Below are 24,342 nucleotides of genomic sequence, written 5' to 3'. Positions count from 1 at the left end.
GTGGTCAGACAGACGCAGGGATCTGCTCTTCGATGACGGCCTGGACGCGGGTCTCGCCGCGGAAGGTGTTCAGCTGCAGCTTCGCGATGAAACGCAGCGTTCCGACCTCGGTGCGGCTGGCCGACCGCGTCAGAGCCGAAATCTCCGGCTCCTTCTCCTCGGCGACGTTCCACCACAGGCAGGACAGCCCGGACCTGGTGACCAGCCGCAGGTGCTTCTTGCACAGGCGGCACACGCGGTAGCCGCGGGCGTTGGTCATCAGGTTGGCGTCGGTGCGCTCATGGCCGCAGTCAGTATCGGAACCGATCCGGTCCACCCGCAGCCCGAGTGGCTCGACAGCGATTTCGACCACCGGCTCGACGAAGCCGTGGCCGAAGGGCCGCAGCGCTTCCACACGCCGGACGAAGCCGACCAGAGGCTCCAGGTCGTCCAGGCCAGCATCGCAGTCCCGGTCCGGGCCCAGGACCAGGTCGGCACGGCGCTCATCCTGGACGACAGCCAGCAGGGCAACCTGCGTGGCCTCCCGCAATGCTTCGACCAGACCGTCGAGCAGTTCCGCCCGGTCGACCTTGACGCCGCAGGCCTGCTGGTGGCCGATGGCGCGCATGCCGTCCTGGTGCTCGAGTGTGTCGATGATGCCGAACCACGACGGTGCCCGGCCGGAGCCCCCGACGTAGTCATCCGGCCCGGCGGGACGGTTGAGCACGACGACCGGGTGGCCGTGGCGCTCCATCAGCCGGTTGGCGAGCAGACCGTACATGCCCGGGTAGGCCTCGGAGAAGTAGACCCAAGGGGCCAGCGGCTGATCACCCTCCTCGAGCTCCTGGGTGTGGACCTCGACAAGCTCCTTGCGGCTCTCGTTGGTCGCGATGACCTGGTGTGCCGCCTCGAGCATCAAGTCCTGGTCAGGCGCGGTGAACACGCCGAAGCACGGTGCGAGCGGGTCGCCCGTGCGGCGCGGGGAGTTCATCGCCGGCGCGAGGTAGAACCCGTAGAAGCCCTCGTCGATGCTGTCGATGTCGCGGACCTTGCCTGCCTGGCCGAAGGCCTTCAGCAGGACCGCGAAGCCCTCGAAGGCCCGGACGAAGGCCGGGTGGTGCGGGTCGACGCGCAGCAGCTGCATCAGCGTCGACCGCCCGACGTCGATCGCCTCGGGGTCCGGGTCGAAGCCCCAGGGGGTCGGGACCGTGCGCGGCGCGGGCGCGTACAGCAGCCGTGCGATGGACAGCGAGTCGCGCACCAGCTGCCGGTTCTCGTACAGCACGGGCATGACGTCGGAGACGGTGCCCAGGCCGGCGAACAGGCGCAGCAGGCGGATCTCCCAGAGCTTCTCCGGCCGGTGGACGCGGGCATAGGCCTCCAACACCTGGTAGAGCACGTGCGCGCCGCAGATGCCGGTGTTGGCGTAGGTCTCGTCCATCCGACAGGGGTCGACGGTGACGTCGGCGCTCGAACCGGGTTCGAGCTCCTCGTGGTGGTCGGTGACCAGGGTCTTCCATCCCAGAGCCCGGGCGGCGGCGATCCCGCGGTGGGAGTTCACTCCCCCGTCGCAGGTCAGCAGGACCTTGGTGTCCGGCCACGTCGCTGCGATCTCTGCGATGTCCTCGGGCGTGAGGTCGTGGCCGCGGCGGTAGTCGGGCACGTGCAGCTCGACGTCGAAGCCGAGCTCTGACAGTCCGGCGTAGCCGAGCACACCGGAGGAGATCCCGTCCATGTCGAAGTCAGGGGCGATGGTGACCTTGTGGCCGGCGGCCCGGGCGTCTTCCAGGGCCTCGACCATCTCGGCCAGGCCCAGGAGCTCGTCGTGTTCAGCTGATTCGATCTCGCGGAGGTACTCGTCGGTCCAGCCGCGGCGCTGGCACATCAGGGCGAACAGGTCGACGCCGTCGTCCGTCAGTGGATGGTCGTCGACGGTCTGGAGAATGGTCATGGCGGGGGGCCTCTCGATCGTGTCGAATGGTCGGTTTACAGGGGTGGGGAAAGGCACCCGCTGGCAGTGTGATTTTAGCAGTGTGTCAGGTGGATTATGCTGGAATAGCAGCGTTTTCGGCCTATGATGAAGGCATTCGAAAGATCTGTCGTTCTGGCGTGCCCAAAGACTTCTCTAAGGTGGTTCGGATCGTCTACCATTCAAGACATGGCTATTCGAAATATTGTGGAGTCGGACATCAGTGGCAAGCCGGATGCTGCCACAGTCACCTTCGGACTGGGCGACACCTGGTTCGAGATAGACCTGACCGACGAAGAGCGCAAAGAGCTTGAGAAGAATCTCAAGGAATACATCAGTAAGGGTCGAAAGGCCACTAAGAAGGGCGAGAAGAAGCGACTCGTGCCCGAGACGACGCCCGAGGAACGCGAGGAGATCCGTAAGTGGGCGCGCGAGAACGGTCATGAAGTGCCCGAGTTCGGTCGCATTCCGAAAGCTGTCATGAAGGCCCACGATGAGGCACACGGCATCGAGCGGACTCTCTAGCCCACCCTTTCCGCAGTCTTTCGGGCCATACCGGAGAGATTTCCGGCCACCTATTCGAATCAAGGATCAACAGCCCTGCAGCACCAGCTGCAGGGCTGTTGTCATGTCCGGGGTGTGCACTTGTCAGAACGGAGGCAGGCGCGGGTGGATGATGTCTTCGACCTCGATGCTTGCAGCCAGGGCGCGGGAACGGGCGTGCACGGTGCCATGTGAGAAGTGCCCTGGCGTTCCGGGCATCAGCTGCTGCTGGCCGGTGCGTTGGTCGCACTGGCTGCAAAGGTCCAGGAAGGCGGCGACACGGACCTGCGCTCCCCCGGCGCGCATGGCGACGAGGGCATCGACCATCCGTTGGTTCCGGGTGAAGCCCGCCGCCTTGGGCTCAGCGCTCCAGTCGCCCGGGAACTCAATTACTTCGAAGCCGGCAGCCCGCCACAGCCGCTCGGCCATGGCGTCAGCACCCTTGGGACAGTGCCCTGAGAGGAGCACGGGTCGGGCGACCGCAGACGGTCCCCAGGCTCTCCAGGCCTCGTTCAAAGCCGCCTTCATGGCCTCCGCGGCGTCCCAGGTCCGGGAACCGGTCACGAGCAGCGCATGGCTGAATCCACTGGTCATCGCGATGCCTCCCGGCTGGTCATCTTGGTCATCGGCATAGATCCCGCCGGGGCCGCCGCGGTGGCAGTCCGGATTGTGATACTCGTCTGTCGCTGCATCATTCGCGTCCTCTTTCGCCGCAATGTTTTCCGGAATGATTCCCGGTGTTTCTTCTCAGTCGGCTGGTCACTACGCGGCAGCTGCCGACGCCTGGGCACTGTTGACCCTGGCAGCGCCGCGTTCGTAATGGATTGCCACCCGGACCTTCCGGTCCTCGCTGAGCGGTGCGACGTGAAGGGTGTATCCACCGTCCTTGTCGCGCTGGAGGTAGGCGACGCCGACCGTGCCGCTCTCTTCATCGTCGAAGTCGACCTTGCCAAAGCTCTCCGCCGGAGTCGCCTCAGTGACTCGCTCTCCGTGGGGGATCCACGGCCCGGCCTCGCACCTGGCTCCGGTGTCGTAGGGCGAGAGCTGCGGCTGTGGCCGGCGTGCGGACCTGGATGCCTTCCGGGCGTGTGTCATGACGATGCCTCTTCTGTTTCTCGGGATGTAGGTGTCGGGCATCGAGTGCAGGTCCCGCCAGGGGTCCGCGGAGACTCGATGTACGGTCCAGCTCCCGTGCCAGCTCCGCTGGCCTGACGGCCTTCTGGTGAACCGTGTCGGGAACTGCTCCGACTGGGCCGCGCAGCGGGCCGGCCGACGGGCCGTCCTCCTCGGACAAACCTGGTGCGCAGCGCCAGGTGATCCACCGCCTGGCTGCACCCTTTGCTGCGTCGTCCACCTGTGGATAAATGCGGCGGGGCAGGCGGGGGCGTCCTCCACTCAAGCGCAGCGCTGGGCATAGCCGGAGGGAGCGCAGCGACTGACGGACCGGCGAGCGAAGCGAGCGGTGGAACCTGTCGGCTATGCCGACCAACAGCGTCTCGAAGCGCAGCGAGAGACCGAAGCGAAGCGGAGGGTCCGCAGGACCGCTGTTGCCAGGTTCCCTTATGCCCTTTTCCTCTCTTGCCGCCATTTCGCCATTCCACGGCTGGAGCGTTAGCGGAAGCCTGGAATATCAGGGGAAACGCCCCGTACACCCTTGACCCGTACACCCCCTCTCCATCCGCGCAGCGGGTGTACGGGTCATGTCGTTTCCGCTGGATTTACGGGCTTTTGGGTGTACAGCCCTTTTGCCGTCCGCTGCAACGCCGTACGGATGCATCTTCCGCACCACCGCGAGGCACGAGCGGGTACCCGTACGGGTCCTCACACGTAGCGTCAGCGACGTCGGGCGCAGCCCGGTCCGCACCCCCTGGTGCATCCTGCTGCCGCAGGCGCATCAGACCCGGAGCGCAGCGGTCCACCACTCCCCGCGACCTGTCGCGTCAGGCTGTGGAAAACTCTGCTGTCACAGCACTGCACTGATCTGTCGGTGCGCTCGTCGCACCCGTGTGCGGGTGCTCACTCCGGCTCTGTTTCGCGGTCGCGCCAGCATCTGTCGCACCGCGTCCGAGGCGGGCCCACACCGCTTCCTTGCCGGGGTCCGTTCCGGGCCGGCCGGCTGCCCCTCCTGGTGGCAGCTGCACCCCCGGATGAGCGACAGCGAGTCCTCGACGGCCACCGCCCGGCCTGCCCCTCGTGGACGCATCAGAAGAGGAGCTTTCCCGGGAAGCATGAAGCCTCCCAGATCCAACGGGAGCCCCCGCTTCCCAGCGTCACGGAGCCGCCCGGGTCTCCCACCAGGTGCAGCTTCCTGGAGAGCCTCGCGGGTTCTCACCTTCTGGACCCCACCGCCCGTGAGGCACGGAAGGAAGCGGAGTTTTTGCCCTTTCGCTCCATGCGGGGCCCTACTACCCGGTTCGCCTTTTCCCTCCGCTCTCCTTGCGGCCCCCGGGCGGGTCGGTGACGCCACAGGCGCAACCACAGCTGCTCCACCCTGCTCCGATAGCTCCTCCGCTTGCTCCAGGACTGCCTAGAGGTGTCGCAGGCGGGTGTTCCAGGTACCGGTCCGGGCCCGCATCGCTGGACCCCTTCTGGTCCCGGAGTGGACAGATCATTGCACCGGCATGGCCAGACAGGGACACAGACCAGACCCATAAAAGACCCGAGAGAGTCCAGAAAGGCCATTCAGGCCCCATTGAGTTCCGGATGGCACTCCTTGGGGCCGCTTCGGGCGTACTGCTGGTCCCATGATGGTCTCTTACAGGTCTGCTCTGGTCCGGCTCGCGACGGTGGACTGTTGCTGGTCTCTTCGAGGGCGCTTCTGTGCTTTGTGTGGAACCACCGAGCGCCCTCCAATGTGCCGTGGCCTGATCGAGGTCTTCTGCTGGTCCGCAGCGGACCGCGTGCCGGTCCCGGGTGAGCCCTTGATGAGTCCTGTGTCTTCTGGTTCCCCGGCAGACCCGTGGCCTTCTGCGGGTCCTGCCGGCGGCTCCCACGGGTCCCGCCGCGGCCAGGGGTCGCTCACGGTGATGCAGGCCTGATCTGCTGGCGGCCTTTTGCTGGTCTTGGCGTGGTCCTTGCAGAGACCATTGAAAGACCAGTAGAATGATGACTGATAAATGAGTCGAAAGGTCCCCGACTGGCAGTAGCGCCTCGGGGACCGCGCATGAGAGGGGGCCGCGATGACCGAGGACAGTGTCCATCAGCACGAGGGCGCAAGGGGGTGCTCGCAATGACCGATAAGGCCGAGCCACGCCGTCTGCGCTGGAGCGTCCCGCGGGCCGACGAGTCGACGAACCGGTGGCTGGACGAGCAGTACGACATCTCGCGCTCGCTCCAGCTGCTGATCCGCGAGTCCATCCAGCGCGACGGCTACATCGACGTGGTCAACCGTCCCGTTGAGCATCTTCCCCGGCGCGGCCGCCCGCCGCAGGGCGAGCAGGACCCTGGGCGCAGCGAGGCCCATGAAGGAGAGGAACGCGGCGATGACGGCCGTGACGGGAGTGAAAGCCAGCACGAGAGTCGCGAAGGCCGTGACGAGGCTGCCGTGCCTGTTGCTGTTTCTTCAGAGCCCGTGCAGCGCGTCGAGGCAGCCCAGGCTGTTCAGCCGCCGCCCACGCCTCCTGTCCGCGAGCCCCACCCTGTTCCCGCCGAGGAGCCTTCTGTCCCTTCGGGGCTGGACGCCTTCCTCACCCGCTGATCCGCACCGCACTTCCTGAGACACCGACTTCCTGACCGAGAGGGACACAACCATGAGCAACACCCGCACCGCCGAGAAGACCATCCAGCTCACCGGCGGCATCGACGTCGGCAACGGATACGTCAAGGGCGTCATCCGCGGCGAGGTCCACGGCAAGGAGGTCTTTGACACGATCGACCTTCCTTCTGCCGTGGTGAGCACCTCGCGCTCCACGCCCAAGGTGCCCGAGGCTGACTCGGATGCCTTCAAGATCGTGGTGGAGGACGACTTCTACAACCGCGTCGCCGCCTCGTTCACCACTCCCCTGATCGGGCACTCGGACCTGCGCACCTTCGGCCGCGCGGCACTGAGCACCCCTGGGTCGAAGTTCACGCAGTTCGAGGTCGTCGGATCCCGCTCGAAGGCCGACCAGGAACTGAGCTCGGTGCTCGTCCTGGGCGTCTTCGCCGCCAAGGCCCTGCGCGACTATGTCCGCGAGCACGGCGCGCTGCCGGACCGCGAGCTGCGCGCCACGGTGCGCGCAGGCCTGGCTCTGCCGATTGCCGAGTACGTGCAGCGCCGCAGCGCCTATGCTGCCCAGTTCGCGGGACTCCTGGGCGCGGCCGACCCCACGGTGCACCTGGTGACCGTGAAGAACTTCTCCACGCCGGTCACCGTGCGCCTGCAGTTCGAGGATGTGCAGGTCCTGCCCGAGGGCGCGTCCGCGCAGTTCGCGATCACCGACAAGGGCGCGCCGCTGGCGCAGGCTCTGCTGGACGATCTTCGGGCCTCGGACCCCGAGGAGGCCGCGCGCCTGCAGGGTGTCACCGCCGAGCTGCTGGTCGGTGTGCGCAACACCGTCGGCGTCGACGTCGGCGAGGGCACCGTGAACTTCCCCGTCTTCACCGACGGCGCGTTCAACTCCGAAGCGGCCAGCACGCTGGACCAGGGCTACGGCACCGCGCTGACGAACGCGCTGGACCGCATGAGCACCAGCGGAGACAAGGACCTGAGGTTCAAGAACCGCAAGGCGCTGGCCGACTTCCTGCAGCAGGAGCCCAGCGTATTCCTCCAGGGCAGGTTTGACCGCGCCAAGGGCTACGTCGACGAGGAGGCCGAGTACCTGGCCGAGGAGATCGGCGCACGCTTCGAGGACGTCCTCGCCGAGGTCGGCGGCACCACCGAGGTGGTGTACGTCTACGGCGGCGGTTCGGGCCCGATCAAGGAGATCCTGCGCACTGTCCTGCAGAAGGCCGCCGGCGGCATCCCGGTGCTCTACCTCGACGCCGCGTACTCGCGCCACCTGAACCGCGAGGGCCTGTACCTGGCGGCGAAGGCCGTCGAGGTCCAGAAGCCCGAGGGCAAGCGCAGCAAGGCCGCGGCGTGACGATCATGCATTCGTGGCCCGGTCCCGAGAGGCTTGCGGTCGGCATCGAGATGATGCGTGCAGGCTGCCGATCGCGTACTGCTTCCTGTGGTACCGCTCACAGTGCTGAGCGGTACCACAGGAAGCCCCGAAAGAGACCACTGATCGACCAACAACAGACCACAGCCCACCCCAGGAGGGATCAATACCATGACCGACCACGACGAGACCCACGACGGACCCAAGAAGGACCAGCGTCAGACCTATGAGAAGCCCTCGGGCATCGTCGCACGGCTCCAGCAGCTGCACGAGGACCGACCTGTAGTCTTCGCCGTGCTCGTGATGGTGGTCTCCGGGCTGGTGTTCCTGCTCGGCGGAGTCCTCACCGGAGCTGTGGACCTCATCGGCATCTCTTTGCTGCCGGTGGACAACATGCCGTAGCGCCCGGCAGGCACAGCGCGGGCGAAAAAGAGACCTCCCCGGCGGCAGCTGATGCTGCGCCAGGGAGGTCTTTGCGGTGCTGGTGATCCAGGTCAACAGGATGGTCAATCGATGCCATGCTCGGCCGACAGGGCTGCGAGATCGTGGCTGAGATCTTCCATCGCGGCGATGGCGGCCATGGTGCACTGCTGGGTCGCAGGGCAGCAGAGCGAACGGCGCAGACCTGCTCCGACGATCTCGACGGCCGGCATGTACTTGAAGAGCATGCGGTACATGCGCGAATCCTGGCCGTGGCCGAGCTGGTGCCGGATCGAACCGGCGTTGTCCTTCAGGTCGCTGGCCTTGATGAGCAGCGCCCGGGAACCGGAGTTGGCAAGCCGCGTGAGGTGCTCCTCATAGGAGGTGCTGCCGTTAGGGGTGGTCACCGCACCAACGAGCACCGAGGCGCGCCGGCCGTACAGCCGTGCCAGGCAGCCCAGGGGATCCTCACCCGGCTGGCCGAAAGCAGCAAGCAGCTCTTTGCTGCAGTCCTCGACGACATCATGCAGCAGTGCTGCGGCAATCAGTTCAGCGTCGGTGACGCCCCAGCGCAGGAGGCGCAACGCCACGCGCAGCGGATGCTCGATGTACGGCACGCGAGGCATGTCTCCCCTGATGAAGCGGGTCTGCTTCCGGTGCAGGAACGAGGCCGTCGCAGCTGCGCGGGTCACGAGCTCCGTGTTCGTGGTGCCGGGCATGAGGTGTTGGATCTCCCGCTCGAGTTCGAACACGAGCATCGCAGGGTCCATTTGCTTGAGCGGGATACGCGTCGTGGTCAGGGTGGTCATGGCTCTTCCTTTGTTCGGGATGGTTCTCTTGCTGTTGCAAAACACCAGGCGCTGCCCCGCAGCGCGTGGACCCGCCTCAGAGACAGAGTGAGAGCCCCGGCCCCGCGCCGGAGCGCAGGAGCCGGGGCTCTGGTGGGATCAGGCAGGGCGACTGGTCATTGGTGCTGGCTGGGCTGGGTGTCGTTGTGACGGCGTAGCCGGGCAGCCCAGGTCTTCAGGCCCGGAAGTCCAGCAGCCCAGACAGCACCGGACAGGACCACGAGCACCACGCTCGCCGTCCAGTGGCCGGTCCAGGCGCTGGCTGCGATCGCGGGCAGCAGGGCGAGGACGTTCAGCACGATCCCCGTGACGAGGAGCGCCCTGCCGACACTCCGGAGGATCCGCTCGCGGCGGCCGGTGGTCTGCATCGTGTCAGGCATGGTGGTTCACGCTCCTTCGTCGTGGGATGTGTTCTCTCAGAGCTCGATCCGCTTGCCGCGGGCGAGCTCGGCAGCGGGGATGCTCAGCCGGTAACCGCCGACCGGGTAGCTGGGGTGGTCGCTGGCGACGACCGCGCAGTTCCACCAACCAGCGTGGCGCTTGCGAGGACGGGGTTCTTCCTCGCCCTCGGTGCGGGCCTCGCCGCGGTTTTCGATGGGCACCACGACGACGCGGTGGCCTGAGCCCCGCTCGGTGGCGTGCCAGGGCAGCTCGATGAGCAGGTCCTGGGGCCACTGCTCGATGGTGACCGGCAGCTTGGACAGTTCGTGGTTGGCCGAGCCCTCGGGCGACTGCGCGAGGCGCTGGGCCTCCTGCTCGGCGGTCTCGACGAATCCGATCTTCTCGAGGAAGGACATGGTGATCAGTGCTCCTGGTTCATGGGTTGGGAAGTCAACGGGTCAGCCTCAACGCTGGACTCGCCGCGGACGAGATCAGCCAGCGCCTGGGCGTAGGCGTCTTTGGCCCGTTCGATTGCAGCCTGCTCGTAGAGTGAGTGGATCTTCTCGCCGGCGGCGATGCGGTCCTCGACCTCGTCCATTGCTATGACGGCGGCGGCGAGCGGGACCCGGGCCTGAGCCTCGGCACGCCGCAGCTCCGGGTAGAAGGCCTTGCTCGTGGCGAGCCGGTGGACGGCGGCAACGCGTTGAGCTTCAGCGTCGAGGTCGGGCTCGGAAGTGGTGGCAGTGGACACGGTGATCCCCTCCTGTTTGATGAAGTCGTTTGTTCGATGCCGGACCTGGATCAGCTGCGCTGGTTCCTCAGCCCTCTGCCAGACGGCGGGCGGCCGCCTGGAAATCCGTGAAGGTAGTCTCGGCGCGTTCTGCCCGTGTGCCGTCCGCCGTGAATGCCGTGCCGCACCATCCGGTGACGTAGCGCTGGCACAGCTCGCGGTCGGCCTGGCGGGCCTGCTCGCCGTAGACGGGCGCGCTGACGACCAGCACATCAGAGCCGAAGTCGAATGGCAGCGCGTCCTGCATGGGTGCGGCGATGGTGCTCATGGCGGTTCTCCTCGGAATCCTGTGGGGCACGGCGCTGCACTGCAGGCCGTCCTTCGTCGATGACTCCTCCGTGACAGCTCCGCTGTCACCACCGCTGGCTGCACCTGAGAATCGAAGATGAAGAAGAACAACAACAAGGTTCCAACCCCGCGCCGGCAAAACGCGGATGATCCGCAGCATCGTCACAACCCCTCCACGCACCCTGGGATAGGCTTTCGGCGGAGTTCAAAATTCAACAAAGGGAGAGATTCGTGGCGGGAAGCGCGGTCTATGGCAAGGGCTACCACGCAGGCAAGCAGGATGCGCGTACAGAGGACCTGATCGCCGCGGGGGTCTTGGCGGCTGCAGGTCTGGTCATTGCAGGTGGCGTCAAGGTTTACCGGAAAGTCAAAGAGGCCCACGCAACCCGGCTGGAACAGCGGCTGAAGGACATCGACGACGGAGGTAACTCCGAAGATTCCGGCCAGCAGTAAACCACGGACACAAAAAAGAGACCCCACCGCCGGAGCACGCGCTCTGACGGTGGGGTCTTCTTCAGGCGAACGTCCTGTCCGCAGCGAAGTGCTCGTGCACGGCCTCGCGGGCGGCGGGGTATTCGTCGTAGGGATCCGGGTAAGCAGCATCGAACCGGGCAGCGGTGGTGATGCCCTGGAATCGGAGCAATTCCAGGAGATCCGGCAGGTCCTGTGCACGGCCGGAGAACTCCGCGGTGTCCGCGGCGATGATCTTGGCGCGGGTCAGCGTGGGGACACTGGCCAGCTGAAGCCTGATGCACTCGTACGCTGTGTCGTCGTCGATCCAGCGCGCCTGGTATATCGAGGCCACGAGCTCAGCGTCGTCACCGTCCATCACGTTGTCGTTGTTGATCCAGTCGCGCTCCAGGTTCATTTCGTCGGCCACCTCATGGATTGCCGCCATGACCTCTGGCGCGAAATCGCCGGTGACGCTGTCGATGTCGACGGTGAATGCCCGGTCCGCAGCACGGATGCCGTACTTCATGAGCGCGAAGCCGCCGATCGCACGGATCTGCACCGGGGCGTTCAGCCCCAGGCGCTTCAGCTTTCCGTCGAGCACCTCGAGCGCCCGCTCCAGCTGGGCCAGGCTGCACTTCTGGTCGTCGTGGCTCATCGTGCTGCTCCTTCTGGTCAGGAAAGAGCGGGTGTCTCCTTCGAGTCCAGATCCGGATCGGCTGTGCCGATCTGACGAGCCGCCAGGAAAGAGACGAGCCCGGCACCAGGGGCTCTCCCCCGTGCCGGGCTCTGTTCAGGCTCAGTGCATGCGTTCGATGCGCGTGGATCCGGACCCGTCCTGCAGGCCGGTGGCGCAGTCGTACCAGAAGCCGTTGGGCAGGCGGACCAGCGTGTGCGCCTCACGTCCTGGCCAGTTGCCGGCAGCTGCGATCGCGGGTACCGCCCGGCGGTCCATCACGCAGCTCACCCCCAGCTCCTCCACGACCTGCGGGTCGCGGACGTACTTCGCGGTGGAGCCATTGCGGGGATCGCACGGGACCTGCTTCATCCAGGCGGGGTGGTCGAGGACCCTCTTGACGAGGACCTTGTCGCCGACCTGGAGTTCGTCCAGCTCAGAGGGTGCTGTAGGGATGGGCATGTGGTTCTCCTGGTTCGTAGTCTGTAAGTGCAGCAGCTCAGCCGCGGCCGATGGAGGAGCACTGTGAGTGCGCACCGGCTTGCAGTGCCACGGCGTTGTCAGCCGCCGTGCGGTACTCGGGGATCCGCTGGGGCTCCGGCTCGCCCTTGGGGAACCAGGGCATGGCGTAGCCGTCGGTGACCTGCTGTCGCGCGGCATCGTTGTGGGCCGGTGTGATGACGTAGGCGAGAGAACGGCCATAACGGTCAGTTCTGTCTGCCCCGGGGTCGTACTCGATGGTCACTGGCATGCCCTGCGGCAGGATGCCGCCAAGATGATCAGTGGCGGCCCTAGCGCCGCACTCGGGCTCGGCATCCTTGTGATAGTTCATTTCGGGCGCGTCGATGCCCAGGAGCCTGACTGTGTGCTCGGGGATCCCGATATGCTTGTCGGTCGCCTCGAGCAGGCCGGCCACCGGCAGCACGGCGACGGTGTCGCCGTCGATGACACGGATGACTTTGGTCTCCACGCTCGCCGGTTTGCCAGAGGACACCTGTCCCGGGTCCTGGGCTGCCGCAATGCTGGTGGACGGCGTACTCGGGACGCCGGGGGCCTTCGGCAGGTCCTCGCAGCCGGTCAGCGTGACGATACAGAGCACGGCGGCGATGAGGCCGCCGAAGACAGATCCGGAGGGGGTGCGCTTCATGGTGGGGTTTCCTTGCTGGAGTGGTCGTCGGGCGCTCTGGCCGGGGTGGCAGGCGTGCTTCTCCACGGGCACGCCCGAGCCAGCTGTGCTGGCTGTTCCGGAAAGAGAAAGACAGGACCCCCGGCCCTGAGCGATGCGCTCGGTGCCAGGGGTCCAGTGAGAGAGATCAGTTGCCTGCCGCGACGGATCCGGAGTCGATGGGTTCGACGATGAAGACGCCGTCGGGCTCGCCCGTGAGCTCAGCAGCGAGCCGGCTCAGTGACTGGGCGTGGTCGAGCCTGTTACCGGCCCAGACACGCCGGCCAGCGTCGAAGTGCTCTGCGGCTTTCCTGGTCTCCTGTTCGGCACCGAGCGAGGCGATGTGTGCGAGCTTGCGGCGCACGTCCGGGCTGAGCTCGCGGATCAATGCGCTGCGTCCCTTGTGCGTCATGCCGAGCAGCATGCCGTTGCTGATGGGTCCGGTGTACATGGCGGTTTCCTTGCTGGTCAGGGTTGTTCCGGTCCGCGGGCGACGAGCACGAGGCGCGAGCCGCGGACGAGGTGGGCCTCACCGCCGACGGTGAGGATGTGGACAGTGCTGCCCACCGAGGGCCGCACCTGCTCGACGACGGCTGTGCCGCCATCCAGATCAGGGTTCAGGTCGCGCAGCGCGACCCGGTCGCCCCGGCGCAGCATCCGGGCGCTCTTGCCGCCGAGGATGCGGTGGCGCTCGGTCGAGCGCAACAGAGCCTCCTGGACCGCAGGACCGCCGTCTTTGACGATGTCGAGGAAGGCGGGGGTGATGGTGTCGGTCATGGCATTGCCCTCCTGGCTGGTGCAGCTGATGGATCGCGCGGGCCTGTACGACCCTGGGTCTGTGGCGCTCACGGGGATCGAACCCGTGACCTCTCGTGCGTCGCCCTGCAACGGGCCTGTAGCCTGGGTCTGCCCGACCAGGGATTGATGCGGAATCGAACCGCGGGCAGTCAGAACGCCGAGTGCTCTGCCGCTGAGCTAGAGCGCCGTGGGCCGGTTCCGGGAAGGAGCCGGCGAGGGGTTGTGAGGAAAGGGACGAGGAGCCGTTCGCCACTCACTTCCAGGTCGGTGCCCGCAGGGAGTCCGGAGCCGTGCAGCCGTCGCACGGCCTGGCCGCTGGCGCGAGGTGGTGCTCGACGAGATGGGACAGGAACCGGACTCCGACCTCGACGTCCGTCGTGAACGACTCGTCATCGGCCGTGCCGACGATCTGCGCGGAGGCGACCGTCGAGTCGATGTCCAGGTCGATGACCAGCTGCAGGGCGAGGCCCGGCGCGGGGCCGATCAGCTCGACGAGCACCTGGTAGTCCGGCTCGCACGAGTGCGAGACCCAGCCGACGTGGCGCTCGAGCTCGTCGGCGTCGTCGGCGGCGTTCAGCTCCTGGAAGACCGCTGCGACGGCGGACAGGAAGCCGGTGAGGGTGTGGTCGTGGTTGCGGTGATGACGGTGCTGCACGGAGGTCGACATGGCCCCTCCTCGGTCGATGGGTGGTGATCAGCGGATCTCGGAGTAGCCGCACTCCGGGCAGGTGTGGGTGCAGGCGCAACCGCGCCGGCCGGCCCGTTCGCGGGCCGTGGCGGGGGCGTCGGACTCCATCGGCGCGCCATCGTTGGGGCAGCTGAGACCAGACATGGCGGACCTCCAGTGAAGTGTGGCAGGACGGGGACGTTGTCCTTCGTCGTCAGATCCGGATCGGCTGTGCCGATCCCCTCCACACAGGCCACGAACGAAACCTGAACGAAAAGACAGCGCCCCGCCACGCCGCTGCTGCCGGGAGGGCAGGGCAGGGCGCGCGGGGCGCTGGTGGGGCCGGAGCCACGGAGGGATCGAACCGCTCTGCACGGAAGCTCTCAGCGCCGGATCCCGACGGCGGCCTTGCACCGCTTGGTGAGGACCAGGAACTGGAAGAAGGCTACGGCAGCCGACTCACCGAGGAAGTAGTGCACTTCTTCGATCGTCATCCCACTGGGGTCGAAGTCGACGATCCGGGGATACGTCTCGGCGAGGATCCGCGCCGCCGCGGGAAGCCCGGCAGCCGGCTGGACCTCGGCGGCGGGCTCGAGCTGCTGGACCAGGCTCATTCCGGGTCCTCCAGGTCCATCCGCCCGGTGACGGTGCGGAAGCGCTCCACGGGGCGGGTGCCGCCGTGATCGGCGACGAAGACCTGGCTGGCGTGAAGGCGCAGCTTCTGGATGACGGCGGTGACGACGTCGTCGACCATGGCCTCGACATCCGGTCCGGGGTGGTCGGTGATCACCGAGCCGACGACGGCGGTGAGCCCTGCGTGCAGGGCCTGGTCGTGATCGGTGGCCTCGACGGTCGCGTCGGCGACGATCTGCATGGCGGAACTCCTTCTCTTGGCTGATGACGTTGGGGGCAGGGCAGGACGGCGGCCAGCGAAAGCAGATCCCCGTCCGAGCAGCCCGAGGCTCCTCGGACGGGGACTGTCGGCGTGCGTGAGCCGCCTATTCGGTTGTTATTCAGTTGTGGGTTGTGCTGGGTGCGGGGCGCGCTTCTCAGGAGAAGGGCAGCTCCTCGCTGTGGACGGCGCTGGCGACGGCCGGCTGCGGTGCGGCAGCGGCTGCGACGGGAGCCGGAGCCGGCTGGGTCTGCAGGGCCTGGTTCTGCGCCTCGGCGGCAGCGACGCGCTCGTTCACGCGGGCCTGGGTCACCGAGCGGGGCTCGAGGAACGTGATGTCCTCGACGACTGCCTTGAGTTCGAAGACCTCGACACCGTTCTTGGTGTAGCGGTCCTGGCGCAGCTTGAGGTTCACGGCCACGAGGTCACCCTTGTGGATGCTCGCGAACGGGCCGATGCCGTTGGTGGTCGCGCGCACGAAAGCCTCGACCGGCACAGCGTCAGCGCCGCGGTTGCCCTGGCTGTCGGTGTAGTTGTGGTCGGCCATCAGGGTGAACGCGACCTTCTTGGAGCCGTCCTGGTTGTTGAAGACGACCGGGTCCTTGGTCAGGCGGCCGATGACGGTGGCGGAGTTGCGGGGGTTCGACATGAGTGTTTCTCCTCGTTGTGCACGAAACGCGCGGGCAGTGTCCCTGCTCCGCGCGCGATGGTGAGTTGAAGTGTTCGGTTGTCTCTCAGACCCCCATCCGGATCAGCTGTGCTGATCAGACGATGATCTTTCGAATGAAGACTCGGATCAGCTGTGCTGATCGAGCGCTCCTCAGTGCTCCTTCCGGATCAACTGCGTTGATCCCAGATGCCCTTGCATCACGGGTCCCGCATCAGCTGCGCTGATCGAACCCGGTACGCCCGGCCCCAGGCCAGCCCGGTGCTGCTCCCAGATCCCAGAGTTCGGCCTCGATCTGATCGGCCGCGGCCACGTCTCCGCTCTCGCAGGCCCGCCGGTAGTCCTCCTCCAGGTACGCGATCTGCCCGTCCCGGTTCGGGAACCGTCGCCGGAACAGCAACCAGCCCAGCCACGCGAGGCAGATCATGAAGGCAAGAGTGGTGATGAGGACTCCGGTGCTCTCGATGATGTTGTCCATGGCGTTTCTCCTGTCTGCTTCAGATCCGCAGCCGCCGGCGGACCAGGTCCATGAGCGTCGGGTCGGGTGTATGTCCCTGGGCCTGCTGCAGCTGCAGCCAGGCGAGGACGTTCTGCGTGTCCTGGGCCTCGAGCTGGCGGCGCTCGACCTCCAGCTGTTCCTCGCCGAGGGCGAGCATCCGCCCCTGGAGCTGTTCGATCTTCTCGAGGTGGCCGGTGTTCACTTTCAGGACGCTCAGCGCATGGGTGTCCGCGGCCATCAGAGCGTCACCTCGACCTCGTGGGCGGTGGAGGCGAACGGGCCGACGGTCACGGAGCGCATAATGCGGACGAGCCCCGCATCCTGCAGGCGCTCGGCCAGGCCAGCGTGTTCCGACCAGTCCTTGATGAACACCCGCCCCGGGCCGGCTACGAGGCCATATGCCTCGAGGTTCACCGAGATGCGCTCGGGGGCCTCGTCGGTCAGGAGTATGAGGCTGCGCTGGGCGTCGGCGTGCTGAAGGGTGCCCGTGAGCTCGATGACGCCGAAGTCGACGGCGACGCTGTGCCTGATGACGGGCGGTGCGATGGTCTGGTCCATGGTTCTTCTCGCTTTCGATGCCTGCACGGGCAGGTGAATGGTTGTTGACCCCGGGCCGCCGTGGCTTCGTTGCCGGGCTGCGGCAGGAACGGTGTGTCCGGCGCTTCTCGCGACGGCCCGGGGCTGTTCGTGGTGCGGCGGTGGGCCGCATGAAGTCTTGACCCAGCCCCGCAGGAGGCCAGGGGCCGGAAGGGGTCTCTTTAGATTCCCCGGCGGGCCCAGTCGTAGACCTCGGCGGGACCGCGACGGGACCTCGCGGAGCCCTGGCCCTGCCCCTGGATGAGACGAAGGGTCGGGCGGGCGGTGGGTATAGGAATGGGAACGAGTGAGCTGTTTGCCTCCTCGGCCTGCGGCTGCTGTGCTGCCACCTTGTCTGTATGTCTGCGCCGGAGCGCAGCCTCGGCCTCGGCGTAGAGGCAGATGAGCCCGAGCACAAAGACGGCGAGGAGCACGATGAGGGCCCAGCTCTGCAGTGGTGTCATGGGCATGAGCGGGACGCTCCTTCACTGGTCGATGGTTCAGTCGATGAGTCCCCCGGCGCAGCTGCGCTGCGTCGCTGCATCCCTGCCCCGGGTCAGGAGGCCCGGCGGGCAACGGTGTGCCCACAGGCGAGGTAGGCGATGTCGTAGAGCGGGGCCGGGCCCCAGGCGGCCTTCCAGTCCGCGGGCAGCGGCAGCGGCTCCGTCGTGCGCAGGACGACGTCCTGCGGCATGCCAGGGATGCCGCCCTCGACATCGGGCACCGGATCGTCCCCGGGGGTGCAGCCGCCGCACCACTCCTGTTCGGGCAGGAGCGCAGCGGCGGCCTGCAGTTGGATCTGCTGTGCGATGGCGTCCGACGGCGGTGCGTCGTCGATGACGTCATGGAGGGGGCGGGCGATCGTCATGATGGAGTCCTTCGGTCTGTGTGCGGTCAGTGGGATGAGCGGGATGGCAGCCACCCGCGCCAGGGCCGCCGGCTCAGCCCACGGCGAGCTGCGTGGCCCGCGACCAGCTGCCCATCCGGAACCGGATGGTGGCCGCCGGCGGGACATGGGTCCGGCAAATGCCGTCGGTGCCGCCGGTGCGCCAGGCCTCGTAGGCGAGCACGGCGATGGAGCCGGTCTTGATCCAGCACTCGCGCAGGGCGTCGAGGATCATCTCCTCGGTCCACTTCGTGGTCGCGCCCTGGAAGTGCAGCGGCTGCTCGGTGGTGTTCAGGCCCGCTCTCTCCAGGGCTGCATTCCAGGAGCCGAACCGGCGCTCCAGCAGCGGCGCGGATGGTTCGTCGTCGTGTCTGCGGCGGATGTAGTCGTTGCGCGGGAGGCTGTCCCGGTCCGCGGCGCAGCGCAGGAGCGCGTCGACCATCTGCTTTTCGGTGTAGGTCTGGACAGGCCCTTGGACGGCTCGGGCCGGCTCTGCGGGGTCGAATGCCGTGCAGGCGTAGGCGTTTCCGGCCAGCGCGTGGGAAATTGTGTGCTCCGAGATCCAGTGATCGTCCGTGTGCGGATCGGGGTTCTCGCACTGCACGCCGCCGCTCTCGTGGTGCTGGCACGGCAGGTGCTCCTGCACCTGCGGGTCCGCGATCTGGCAGCGCGGCATCAGGTCCGTCGGCACAGTCGTCCGGGTCATTGGCAGTCCCTCTCTCGGGTCGGCGTCGTCCGGGCGCGGCATGCCGTCCCGACCCGGCCCACCCAGGGACCGGGTGACGCGCTCGGGACGCGTCGAGCACCCGTCCGGATCAACTCCGTTGATCCCTCCCAGCCCAGCTGCCCCCTGGCGATACCAGGCATCGCCAGGGCCTGGCGCAGACCTTCTGTCAGCCGTCTTTTGTGTCGCTCTTCGCGCATCATCCGATAGACCATTCGATTGGCCTATCGGATAAGATGTACTGGAAGACCAGTCGGATGCGGGCTCTGTGCCATCCGGCGCAGACATCGACCCGACAGGAGAGGCCATGGCGATGAAGACCCCGATGACGAGGAAGGCGGCATTGTCCGCCGCCGCACTGGCGGTGCTGGGCAGCCTGCTCGCCGGATGCTCCGCCGGCTCAGAGACGGCGCAGCCGTCGCCGAGCCCGAGCACCAGCGCGGCGAAGGTGACGAGCGAGGACCTCGGCAAGGCGCTGGACCGGCTCGTGTTCCAGGGCACCGGGGCCAAGAGCACCGACGGCGGCGCGTGCCTGGTCCGCGCCGCCCAAGACAAGAAGCTCTCGGACGCCGCGCAGGCCTACATCGTGGGCAAGGGCAGCGACGACATCGCCGCGGTGGCAAATGGCCTGCGCGAGGTCAGCGCGATGGACGCCGCGATCATGCTCTCCCCTGAGCTGGGCGACAAGTTCGACGTTTGCGTCGACGCGGTGATCCCGCCGACCCCGGCCCCGGATGCCACGACCGGCAAGGACGGCAAGGACGGCAAGGACGGCAAGGACGGCAAGGACGGCAAGGATCAGGTCTACGTGCCGCCGAATCAGGGACAGGAGCTCCCCCAAGCCCGGCAGCCGGATCTCACGCCGAAGTTCCCGGTGCCCCAGGGCACGAGCATCAGCTCCTCCTCGCAGCTGACCGCGGGGCTCGTTTCGACGTTCTCCGCCTATGCGCTGAACGAGGATCAGAAGAAGACCTATGCAGCCTCGGGCGCTTGCCTGGCGGGCGTCGTCTTCCAGGCGGGGTTCTCGCAGGAGACGCTGCGCTTCCTCGCCGGCGGCGCACCAATAGGGGCCGGATCGATCTCGGACTTCCTGCCGAAGGACGAGGACAAGAAGATCTGGAAGTCGAAGGACTTCACCTCGGCACTCGTGGACTGCACGGCCAGCGCCAACGTCTGAGGCTCATCCATCGCGGCTTTTCGTCCTGCCGTTGATTGGCTTCTACCGATCAAAAAAGAAGAACCGGTGCATACTCGCACCGGTTCTTCTTTTCCTGGTCACAAAGCTGCCGAAGTCATAGCAAGACCCAGATGGCAGCATTCCAGAGCGGAGTCCGCGTCACAGCACTTCGATGGCGACGTCGGCACTAGAGCCGTTTTGGCTGCGCATTGCCGAGGTGCGCGCGCACCACGGCAATGTCCCTCGTCGGGTCGCGCCGGATCCGCTTCGACTTGACGATGAACGCGGACTTCTCGATCACAATGAGCTTCAATCCATGTTCGGGGATAAGAAGGCGCTTGCGTTCGTCGTAGAGGCGACGTTGCTCGCCGCGACCGACACCAGAGACGGTCTGCCGCCGATCGAAGAACGGTGACGGTTTCGAATGCTGCTCCTCCTGGAACTCGACTACGAGCTTAAGATCGGACCAAAAGCCGTCCACGGGTAGCTTGGTGCCGAGGGGTCGCAAAGGGGACGGGTCGCCGCGGAGCCAATCGAACGTCGCTTGGCGACAGCTGCTCATGCCGAGGACGCCGTCGCACAGGTCAAGCACGTAGTGCTCATCGGACGCAGTGCGGTCGACCATGCCGTGATTCTTGCAGAGTTCAGCCGAGAGGCCCATGCTTCATAGGTTCAAGAACAATGTTTGGTCCGCTCTGAGAGCTTAGGATCTCGGAACCAGGCTGATTCGGTCAGTGCCGCCGTCTGCCGGATACGGCCCGGTGCCAGTATTCCGCTTCTGCACTTGTCAGAATCTCGTAGATCTCCTCGACCACGAACTTGCCCAAATAAGGGCGTTCCTCGGCGCTCAAAGTTCCCAGAGACACCAGTGCAGCCGACAACAGCACATCGTCCTCAATCGAAGGCTCAACCCATTCCCGCACGCAATCGTCGGCGAGGTCCTCCCAGACATATGGCGAGGTTGCTATGGCCTCCCTGACCGCGGCGAGTCGCACCCTTACGTCTCCGCTGCGGGACCGCGTGTAGAGACGGATCTGGTATTCATCCGAGGCCGGGGGCACAAGTGGTGCCCCGCCGGCGACCGAATGCTGCGCAGCAATGACCTGGTAGCGGGCCCGGGCAGGGTGTCGGTCATGGAGGTCCTGGCGTATTTCCCTGATGCGGTGCCCGGGGCGCAATGTTGCAATTCCAGGGATGCGGTTGTCCCGCCTATTCGCGTTGTGTGGTGCCATGACCTGTCCCGACAAGCGGCCAATAGGTGTCCCCCTCCCTCATGATAGGCCCGGTTCGGACGGAGGTTGAAGGCCACCGGATCGAGGCGGCTGGGCATACCGGAACGAGCTTGATCGTCCCTGCGGTTTTCCACATACGTCAGGACTCCCCTATCGGCAGTCGGCAACCGATGCTGCACTGGAGGCATGCTCAGCTACGAAGACATCATTCTGCTCGGCGAGGAACGGGTCCTGGTCATCCAGGAACACAAAGAGGGCCGTTGCTGGTGTGGCCAGACCTGGCAATGACCAACCTTGACGGGCGCTGTCTTGGTTGTATGGCTGGTGCTTCCTGATTCCGGACTGCTTGCTTCAGGCCGGACCAGGACCTTGCTGGGAAGGGGCCAGGTGAATTCAGCAGGGTATCCGGGCGGAGGAGCATACTGAAACGGTTACACCTCACGGTCCGGAACGCGAATGATGATCATCCGGGATCCTTCCGGGATTTTGGCCTTCGCCGCGGCCAGGGTGGTGCCATAGTCGGGGCCTGTCGCGCTGACGCGCATCATTTCGCCCTGGGCATCTTCAATGGTCAATTCAACCTCCATAGCTCTGAGCATAGAGCCCTGCCCGGCCGTCCTCTGTCCGTTGGAGAAGAGAAAGCTGTCAAGTAACAGCATGCGCAGTGAGTAGCCTGCCTAAGACCGGAGCGAGACTGGGATTGCCGGTAAAGGCTAGACTGCCTGAGTGCCCGGTCATGATCAAGAAGGCCCGTTCGATCGGGCGCAGCCGCTCAATCCATCACGTCTTCAGCAGCCCAAGGACAAGTCAGTCCAGTCTGAGCCCATTGAAGTGCCCAACCCTGAGGCCGCCGGAGCCTGCGAGCAGGATATGAGCCAGGGCCCGACCCGCTGGCAGCGGATCAAGGATCATCCGGCTTTCAAGACAGGTCTCGCCGTTGGCGCTCTTGCGGCTGCTGGCGCGGTCACGTTGTTGACACTGAGGTCGCCCGAAGCATTCAAGCAGGTCAGCGCGGCGGTCTGGGAGAAAATCCCTGAGTTCACGGAGGCGGCTTTCGAGGGCATCGGCGAGGAGGCCAGCAGAAAGTCTCCGACCGAGCATAATGTCAGCGGGCACCAGCGCGTGCAGCACTACGGTCCCGGCGGCACCGAGACAAAGTTCGTCCAGGTATCGCCTTACTCGCGTGGAGGTAGTACCTAACAGGCGCATGCGATACTGACCGTGTCGAAAATTGCGGTTGTGCTTGTCGTCAGCGGTTTATGTCATATCAGAAACGGCTTCGGCGGGACGTATTGGGACGGTAGGGCCTTTGGGTATCTTTGATTTCCTTGCGAAGAAGGAAAAAAGCTGGGACGAGATCGATGTCTACGAGGGTGAAACGCCCCCGTGCCCCAACTGTGGGACGCCCCTGGTGAAAAAGTTTGTTTACTCCGAGATGTACTGCCTTGAGTGTCGCTACGGTCTAGATGACGATGACGATGACGACAGCGAGGCGCTGAGTGTTTACGATGCAGCTCAGATCTGGGCCTCACACGGTAAGGATGAGGATTACATGTTCGGGTATTCCTCGGAGGAACTCGAAGCCGCGCTTTAATGTGGCAGGTCGCTGCTCGAGTTTGCTGCCGGCGCGGGTGCTGTTGAGGTCCTGCGCTTCCCTTACCCCGCTATGCCACAGCGACCGGCAGCTCGTCCCAGTGGGTCGTGCAGCGCTTCGAGAGCATGGCGCGCTTCATCTCCCACGCCGGCGGGGTCTTCATGCCACCCAGGCCCACAACCACTCCCTGCGCGCCGAGCTTTCTCGTGATTTCGTCAAGTACCTTCCCTACTCCCCGATCTTCGAATTCGGATTGGAACACAGGTAGGAACTGAACGCCGTCACTCGCGCGCAGTCCCGTGAGTACAACTCCTGCACGGGCGTAGCGGATACCGGCGGTCGGAAACAGATCAGGCAGGATCACACTGGCAGCTTTCGTAAGCGCGATCGGGTCATCGGTCGGCATGGCCAGCGGAACAGCCCGGTGGGCTGAATGCGGGACGGTTCCTTCGTCGGCCCAGCCGGTCGAAGCCCACACCGAGAGCACGCCGGCGACGGACCCCTGGGCCCGAAGACGGGCTGAGACCCGCTGGGCGTAGATCGACAGAACCTGATGCATCTCGTCAGGGTCCGTAAGCTTGCGCGAGAAGCTCCTGGAATAGATCAGCTGGTCCTTGGCAGCCGGCGGCTGGGTCTCCAGCCCGATACATTTTTGCCCGCGCAGCTCCAGGATGGTTCTTTCCATGACGACGGAGAACCGTTTGCGGAGCCATTTGGCATCAGCGTCACGCAGTTCTCTGGCCGTGTGGATGCCGAGCGCAGCCAGGCGCTTGCCGTTACGCCCGGCGACGCCCCAGAGGTCAGTCACATGGAGGGAGTCAAGGATCCGGTCAAGCTGCTCCTCCGAAAACCGCCGGAGATCGAGAACTCCATTGAACGCGGGGTTTTTCTTGATGCCGAGAGCCGCTACCTTGGCGAGGGTCTTCGTGGGACCGATCGCGACGCGGACAGGAATTCCGGTCAGCTGGAGGACAGTCCGTCGGATCTCCTGTCCCCGTGATTCGAGTTCTTCAGGAGCGCCCCGCAGCTTCAGCCAGCTTTCGTCGATCGAATACACTTCCTGCCACGCACTGAAGCGGCCCAGAATGGTGGCAACCCGTGCACTCAGCGAGCCATAGAGCTCATAGTTCGATGACCTGGCTTCGACGCCCTTGGCCTGGCACCAGCCGCGGATCTTGAACCACGGCTTGCCCATGATGTCAGGATCGAGCTCCTTCACCAGCGGGCACGCGGCAACCACACAGCCGTCATTGTTCGAGAGGACAAGGGTCGGCCGGTCATGCAGCGTGGGGTCGAAGACGCGCTCCGCGTTGGCGTAAAAGGAGACGCAGTCTACGAGAGCGATTTGATCGGATGCTGGGGTGAGAGTCGTCATTGCCACGGCTGGAGACTATAGGCGGGGTCTGACACCACGTTTGGTTTTCGCAGGAGACAGAATCCATGTGACCACGCCCCAGACTGACATCTCGGTGTGTTCGTGGAGAACGACGTCCGCATAGTCAAGGTTCTCTGCCACGAGAACGGTACGTCCCTGGATGACGTCCAGCCGCTTGACGGTGTATTCGCCGTCAACGACGGCGATCACGATCTTGCCCGGAACGGGATCGATCCCCCGGTCCACGAGCAGCAGGTCGCCGTCATTGATTCCGGCTCCGGTCATGGAATGGCCGGCTGCACGCCAGACAAATGTACATGTTGGGTCCCGGACCAGGTGCTGGACAAGATCAAGGTCCCCGGACCAATATCCCTCTGCAGGGCTGGGGAAGCCGCAGGCGACGGCTTCCGGCGCGAACGGGAGTATCAGCGGCTCGTCGAGCGCCAACGGTTCTGGCTGCGAGGCCTGCATGTCCACTTCCTTTTCGAACATATGTTCGATGGAATCGTACGCCCGGGCGGGAACGGCACGCAACGTGGAGCAACTGCCGGGCGGACCGGACAGGCCTGGGCTCTGGGACTGCGGGCAGGAATAAAGGCCCCGGTGCGCTTCATGCGCGTCGGGGCCTTCTCTTTTTCGCACGAACGGGAGGTGCGAACCAACGT

37 protein-coding genes and 1 tRNA gene are annotated in these 24,342 nt (G+C 65.7%); 8 read left to right on the top strand and 30 right to left on the bottom strand.

Annotated features, from left to right (window positions below; translation table 11 throughout):
• Positions 1–4: 4 nt before the first annotated feature.
• Positions 5–1,930: a DHH family phosphoesterase gene (locus QRM95_RS11200; protein WP_284975269.1), complete on the bottom strand. Its 1,926-nt coding sequence runs from the start codon at positions 1,928–1,930 to the stop codon at positions 5–7.
• Positions 1,931–2,137: 207 nt separating this feature from the next.
• Here QRM95_RS11200 and QRM95_RS11195 point away from each other — a divergent pair, with 207 nt between their 5' ends.
• Positions 2,138–2,473, top strand: coding sequence for a histone-like nucleoid-structuring protein Lsr2 (locus tag QRM95_RS11195; protein ID WP_056387574.1), 336 nt, complete (start codon positions 2,138–2,140; stop codon positions 2,471–2,473).
• 123 nt (positions 2,474–2,596) lie between these two features.
• Here QRM95_RS11195 and QRM95_RS11190 read toward each other — a convergent pair whose 3' ends face one another.
• Both QRM95_RS11190 and QRM95_RS11185 read right to left on the bottom strand, forming a co-directional pair.
• Entirely contained in the window at positions 2,597–3,085 is a 489-nt protein-coding gene (locus QRM95_RS11190) for an SLOG family protein (RefSeq protein WP_133830769.1), read from the bottom strand.
• A gap of 168 nt (positions 3,086–3,253) precedes the next feature.
• The gene (locus tag QRM95_RS11185; protein WP_133830770.1) at positions 3,254–3,586 is read right to left on the bottom strand and encodes a hypothetical protein; all 333 of its coding nucleotides are present in this window, start codon (positions 3,584–3,586) and stop codon (positions 3,254–3,256) included.
• A 2,134-nt stretch (positions 3,587–5,720) separates the two neighbouring features.
• On the opposite strand from QRM95_RS11185, the gene QRM95_RS11180 reads away from it, so the two are divergent.
• The 3 genes from QRM95_RS11180 (at position 5,721) to QRM95_RS11170 (ending at position 7,974) form a co-directional block, all read left to right on the top strand.
• A complete protein-coding gene (locus QRM95_RS11180; RefSeq protein ID WP_133830771.1) occupies positions 5,721–6,188 on the top strand; it encodes a hypothetical protein in 468 nt (155 codons plus the stop codon).
• A 52-nt stretch (positions 6,189–6,240) separates the two neighbouring features.
• Positions 6,241–7,554, top strand: a complete 1,314-nt coding sequence (locus QRM95_RS11175; protein WP_133830772.1) for an acetate and sugar kinases/Hsc70/actin family protein — start codon at positions 6,241–6,243, stop codon at positions 7,552–7,554.
• A gap of 189 nt (positions 7,555–7,743) precedes the next feature.
• A complete protein-coding gene (locus QRM95_RS11170; RefSeq protein ID WP_133830773.1) occupies positions 7,744–7,974 on the top strand; it encodes a hypothetical protein in 231 nt (76 codons plus the stop codon).
• 104 nt (positions 7,975–8,078) lie between these two features.
• Here QRM95_RS11170 and QRM95_RS11165 read toward each other — a convergent pair whose 3' ends face one another.
• From QRM95_RS11165 to QRM95_RS11145, 5 genes are all read right to left on the bottom strand, one after another.
• Positions 8,079–8,801, bottom strand: a complete 723-nt coding sequence (locus QRM95_RS11165) for an HD domain-containing protein (RefSeq protein WP_133830774.1) — start codon at positions 8,799–8,801, stop codon at positions 8,079–8,081.
• Between the two features lie 155 nt (positions 8,802–8,956).
• Positions 8,957–9,220 (bottom strand): hypothetical protein, encoded by a 264-nt coding sequence (locus QRM95_RS11160; protein WP_056387596.1) that lies wholly within the window; start codon positions 9,218–9,220, stop codon positions 8,957–8,959.
• Between the two features lie 36 nt (positions 9,221–9,256).
• Entirely contained in the window at positions 9,257–9,637 is a 381-nt protein-coding gene (locus tag QRM95_RS11155) for a hypothetical protein (RefSeq protein WP_133830775.1), read from the bottom strand.
• Positions 9,638–9,642: 5 nt separating this feature from the next.
• Positions 9,643–9,972, bottom strand: coding sequence for a hypothetical protein (locus QRM95_RS11150; protein ID WP_284975268.1), 330 nt, complete (start codon positions 9,970–9,972; stop codon positions 9,643–9,645).
• A gap of 67 nt (positions 9,973–10,039) precedes the next feature.
• Positions 10,040–10,279: a hypothetical protein gene (locus tag QRM95_RS11145; protein ID WP_133830777.1), complete on the bottom strand. Its 240-nt coding sequence runs from the start codon at positions 10,277–10,279 to the stop codon at positions 10,040–10,042.
• Positions 10,280–10,530: 251 nt separating this feature from the next.
• Here QRM95_RS11145 and QRM95_RS11140 point away from each other — a divergent pair, with 251 nt between their 5' ends.
• Positions 10,531–10,752 (top strand): hypothetical protein, encoded by a 222-nt coding sequence (locus QRM95_RS11140; protein WP_056387604.1) that lies wholly within the window; start codon positions 10,531–10,533, stop codon positions 10,750–10,752.
• 61 nt (positions 10,753–10,813) lie between these two features.
• Here the strand turns inward: QRM95_RS11140 and QRM95_RS11135 are convergent, their stop codons facing one another.
• The 17 genes from QRM95_RS11135 to QRM95_RS11055 all read right to left on the bottom strand — a co-directional run bounded on the left by QRM95_RS11135 (position 10,814) and on the right by QRM95_RS11055 (position 18,281).
• Positions 10,814–11,407, bottom strand: coding sequence for a hypothetical protein (locus QRM95_RS11135; RefSeq protein ID WP_133830778.1), 594 nt, complete (start codon positions 11,405–11,407; stop codon positions 10,814–10,816).
• A 141-nt stretch (positions 11,408–11,548) separates the two neighbouring features.
• Positions 11,549–11,887 (bottom strand): hypothetical protein, encoded by a 339-nt coding sequence (locus QRM95_RS11130; protein ID WP_056387609.1) that lies wholly within the window; start codon positions 11,885–11,887, stop codon positions 11,549–11,551.
• 37 nt (positions 11,888–11,924) lie between these two features.
• Positions 11,925–12,572, bottom strand: coding sequence for a thermonuclease family protein (locus QRM95_RS11125; protein WP_284975267.1), 648 nt, complete (start codon positions 12,570–12,572; stop codon positions 11,925–11,927).
• 166 nt (positions 12,573–12,738) lie between these two features.
• Positions 12,739–13,041, bottom strand: a complete 303-nt coding sequence (locus QRM95_RS11120) for a hypothetical protein (RefSeq protein WP_056387614.1) — start codon at positions 13,039–13,041, stop codon at positions 12,739–12,741.
• Positions 13,042–13,058: 17 nt separating this feature from the next.
• On the bottom strand, positions 13,059–13,367 hold the full coding sequence (locus QRM95_RS11115) for a hypothetical protein (protein ID WP_071416397.1): 309 nt from the start codon (positions 13,365–13,367) through the stop codon (positions 13,059–13,061).
• 62 nt (positions 13,368–13,429) lie between these two features.
• Positions 13,430–13,575 (bottom strand) — tRNA-OTHER (locus QRM95_RS11110).
• Positions 13,576–13,641: 66 nt separating this feature from the next.
• A complete protein-coding gene (locus QRM95_RS11105; protein WP_133830781.1) occupies positions 13,642–14,043 on the bottom strand; it encodes a hypothetical protein in 402 nt (133 codons plus the stop codon).
• Positions 14,044–14,082: 39 nt separating this feature from the next.
• On the bottom strand, positions 14,083–14,220 hold the full coding sequence (locus QRM95_RS11100; protein WP_156783993.1) for a hypothetical protein: 138 nt from the start codon (positions 14,218–14,220) through the stop codon (positions 14,083–14,085).
• 218 nt (positions 14,221–14,438) lie between these two features.
• On the bottom strand, positions 14,439–14,669 hold the full coding sequence (locus tag QRM95_RS11095) for a hypothetical protein (RefSeq protein WP_056387625.1): 231 nt from the start codon (positions 14,667–14,669) through the stop codon (positions 14,439–14,441).
• Positions 14,666–14,929 (bottom strand): hypothetical protein, encoded by a 264-nt coding sequence (locus tag QRM95_RS11090; RefSeq protein ID WP_133830782.1) that lies wholly within the window; start codon positions 14,927–14,929, stop codon positions 14,666–14,668. The genes QRM95_RS11095 and QRM95_RS11090 overlap by 4 nt, the downstream gene beginning before the upstream one ends.
• Positions 14,930–15,104: 175 nt before the next feature.
• Entirely contained in the window at positions 15,105–15,596 is a 492-nt protein-coding gene (locus tag QRM95_RS11085) for a single-stranded DNA-binding protein (protein WP_021473537.1), read from the bottom strand.
• Positions 15,597–15,828: 232 nt separating this feature from the next.
• Positions 15,829–16,092: a hypothetical protein gene (locus QRM95_RS11080; protein WP_133830784.1), complete on the bottom strand. Its 264-nt coding sequence runs from the start codon at positions 16,090–16,092 to the stop codon at positions 15,829–15,831.
• Between the two features lie 19 nt (positions 16,093–16,111).
• The gene (locus QRM95_RS11075) at positions 16,112–16,351 is read right to left on the bottom strand and encodes a hypothetical protein (protein WP_133830785.1); all 240 of its coding nucleotides are present in this window, start codon (positions 16,349–16,351) and stop codon (positions 16,112–16,114) included.
• Positions 16,351–16,698, bottom strand: coding sequence for a hypothetical protein (locus QRM95_RS11070; protein WP_133830786.1), 348 nt, complete (start codon positions 16,696–16,698; stop codon positions 16,351–16,353). Before QRM95_RS11070 ends, QRM95_RS11075 begins: the two co-directional genes overlap by 1 nt.
• A gap of 173 nt (positions 16,699–16,871) precedes the next feature.
• Entirely contained in the window at positions 16,872–17,159 is a 288-nt protein-coding gene (locus QRM95_RS11065) for a hypothetical protein (protein ID WP_133830787.1), read from the bottom strand.
• An 86-nt stretch (positions 17,160–17,245) separates the two neighbouring features.
• On the bottom strand, positions 17,246–17,557 hold the full coding sequence (locus QRM95_RS11060; protein ID WP_285247728.1) for a hypothetical protein: 312 nt from the start codon (positions 17,555–17,557) through the stop codon (positions 17,246–17,248).
• Between the two features lie 73 nt (positions 17,558–17,630).
• Positions 17,631–18,281, bottom strand: a complete 651-nt coding sequence (locus tag QRM95_RS11055) for a homing endonuclease associated repeat-containing protein (protein ID WP_284975264.1) — start codon at positions 18,279–18,281, stop codon at positions 17,631–17,633.
• A gap of 325 nt (positions 18,282–18,606) precedes the next feature.
• Here QRM95_RS11055 and QRM95_RS11050 point away from each other — a divergent pair, with 325 nt between their 5' ends.
• Positions 18,607–19,476, top strand: a complete 870-nt coding sequence (locus QRM95_RS11050) for a hypothetical protein (RefSeq protein WP_284975263.1) — start codon at positions 18,607–18,609, stop codon at positions 19,474–19,476.
• 187 nt (positions 19,477–19,663) lie between these two features.
• On the opposite strand, the gene QRM95_RS11045 is transcribed toward QRM95_RS11050, so the two are convergent.
• From QRM95_RS11045 to QRM95_RS11035, 3 genes are all read right to left on the bottom strand, one after another.
• Complete coding sequence (locus QRM95_RS11045) at positions 19,664–20,101, bottom strand: hypothetical protein (protein ID WP_133830789.1); 438 nt, start codon at positions 20,099–20,101, stop codon at positions 19,664–19,666.
• A gap of 106 nt (positions 20,102–20,207) precedes the next feature.
• The gene (locus QRM95_RS11040; protein WP_133830790.1) at positions 20,208–20,708 is read right to left on the bottom strand and encodes a hypothetical protein; all 501 of its coding nucleotides are present in this window, start codon (positions 20,706–20,708) and stop codon (positions 20,208–20,210) included.
• A 431-nt stretch (positions 20,709–21,139) separates the two neighbouring features.
• Positions 21,140–21,295 carry a hypothetical protein gene (locus QRM95_RS11035; RefSeq protein WP_284975261.1) on the bottom strand — a complete coding sequence of 52 codons (156 nt, stop codon included), beginning with the start codon at positions 21,293–21,295 and terminating at the stop codon, positions 21,140–21,142.
• Positions 21,296–21,434: 139 nt separating this feature from the next.
• Here QRM95_RS11035 and QRM95_RS11030 point away from each other — a divergent pair, with 139 nt between their 5' ends.
• Both QRM95_RS11030 and QRM95_RS11025 read left to right on the top strand, forming a co-directional pair.
• Complete coding sequence (locus QRM95_RS11030) at positions 21,435–21,908, top strand: hypothetical protein (RefSeq protein WP_133830791.1); 474 nt, start codon at positions 21,435–21,437, stop codon at positions 21,906–21,908.
• A 109-nt stretch (positions 21,909–22,017) separates the two neighbouring features.
• Complete coding sequence (locus QRM95_RS11025; RefSeq protein ID WP_139126767.1) at positions 22,018–22,302, top strand: hypothetical protein; 285 nt, start codon at positions 22,018–22,020, stop codon at positions 22,300–22,302.
• A gap of 70 nt (positions 22,303–22,372) precedes the next feature.
• Here QRM95_RS11025 and QRM95_RS11020 read toward each other — a convergent pair whose 3' ends face one another.
• Both QRM95_RS11020 and QRM95_RS11015 read right to left on the bottom strand, forming a co-directional pair.
• Positions 22,373–23,677 (bottom strand): Y-family DNA polymerase, encoded by a 1,305-nt coding sequence (locus QRM95_RS11020; protein ID WP_285247762.1) that lies wholly within the window; start codon positions 23,675–23,677, stop codon positions 22,373–22,375.
• Positions 23,678–23,692: 15 nt separating this feature from the next.
• The gene (locus QRM95_RS11015; RefSeq protein WP_133830793.1) at positions 23,693–24,148 is read right to left on the bottom strand and encodes a LexA family protein; all 456 of its coding nucleotides are present in this window, start codon (positions 24,146–24,148) and stop codon (positions 23,693–23,695) included.
• Between the last annotated feature and the right edge of the window lie 194 nt (positions 24,149–24,342).

This window comes from Pseudarthrobacter sp. efr-133-R2A-89, from assembly GCF_030209315.1.
Taxonomy (GTDB): Bacteria; Actinomycetota; Actinomycetes; order Actinomycetales; family Micrococcaceae; genus Arthrobacter.
Note: the sequence above shows the minus strand (reverse complement) of the source record. Positions and strands in the feature narration are given on the sequence as shown.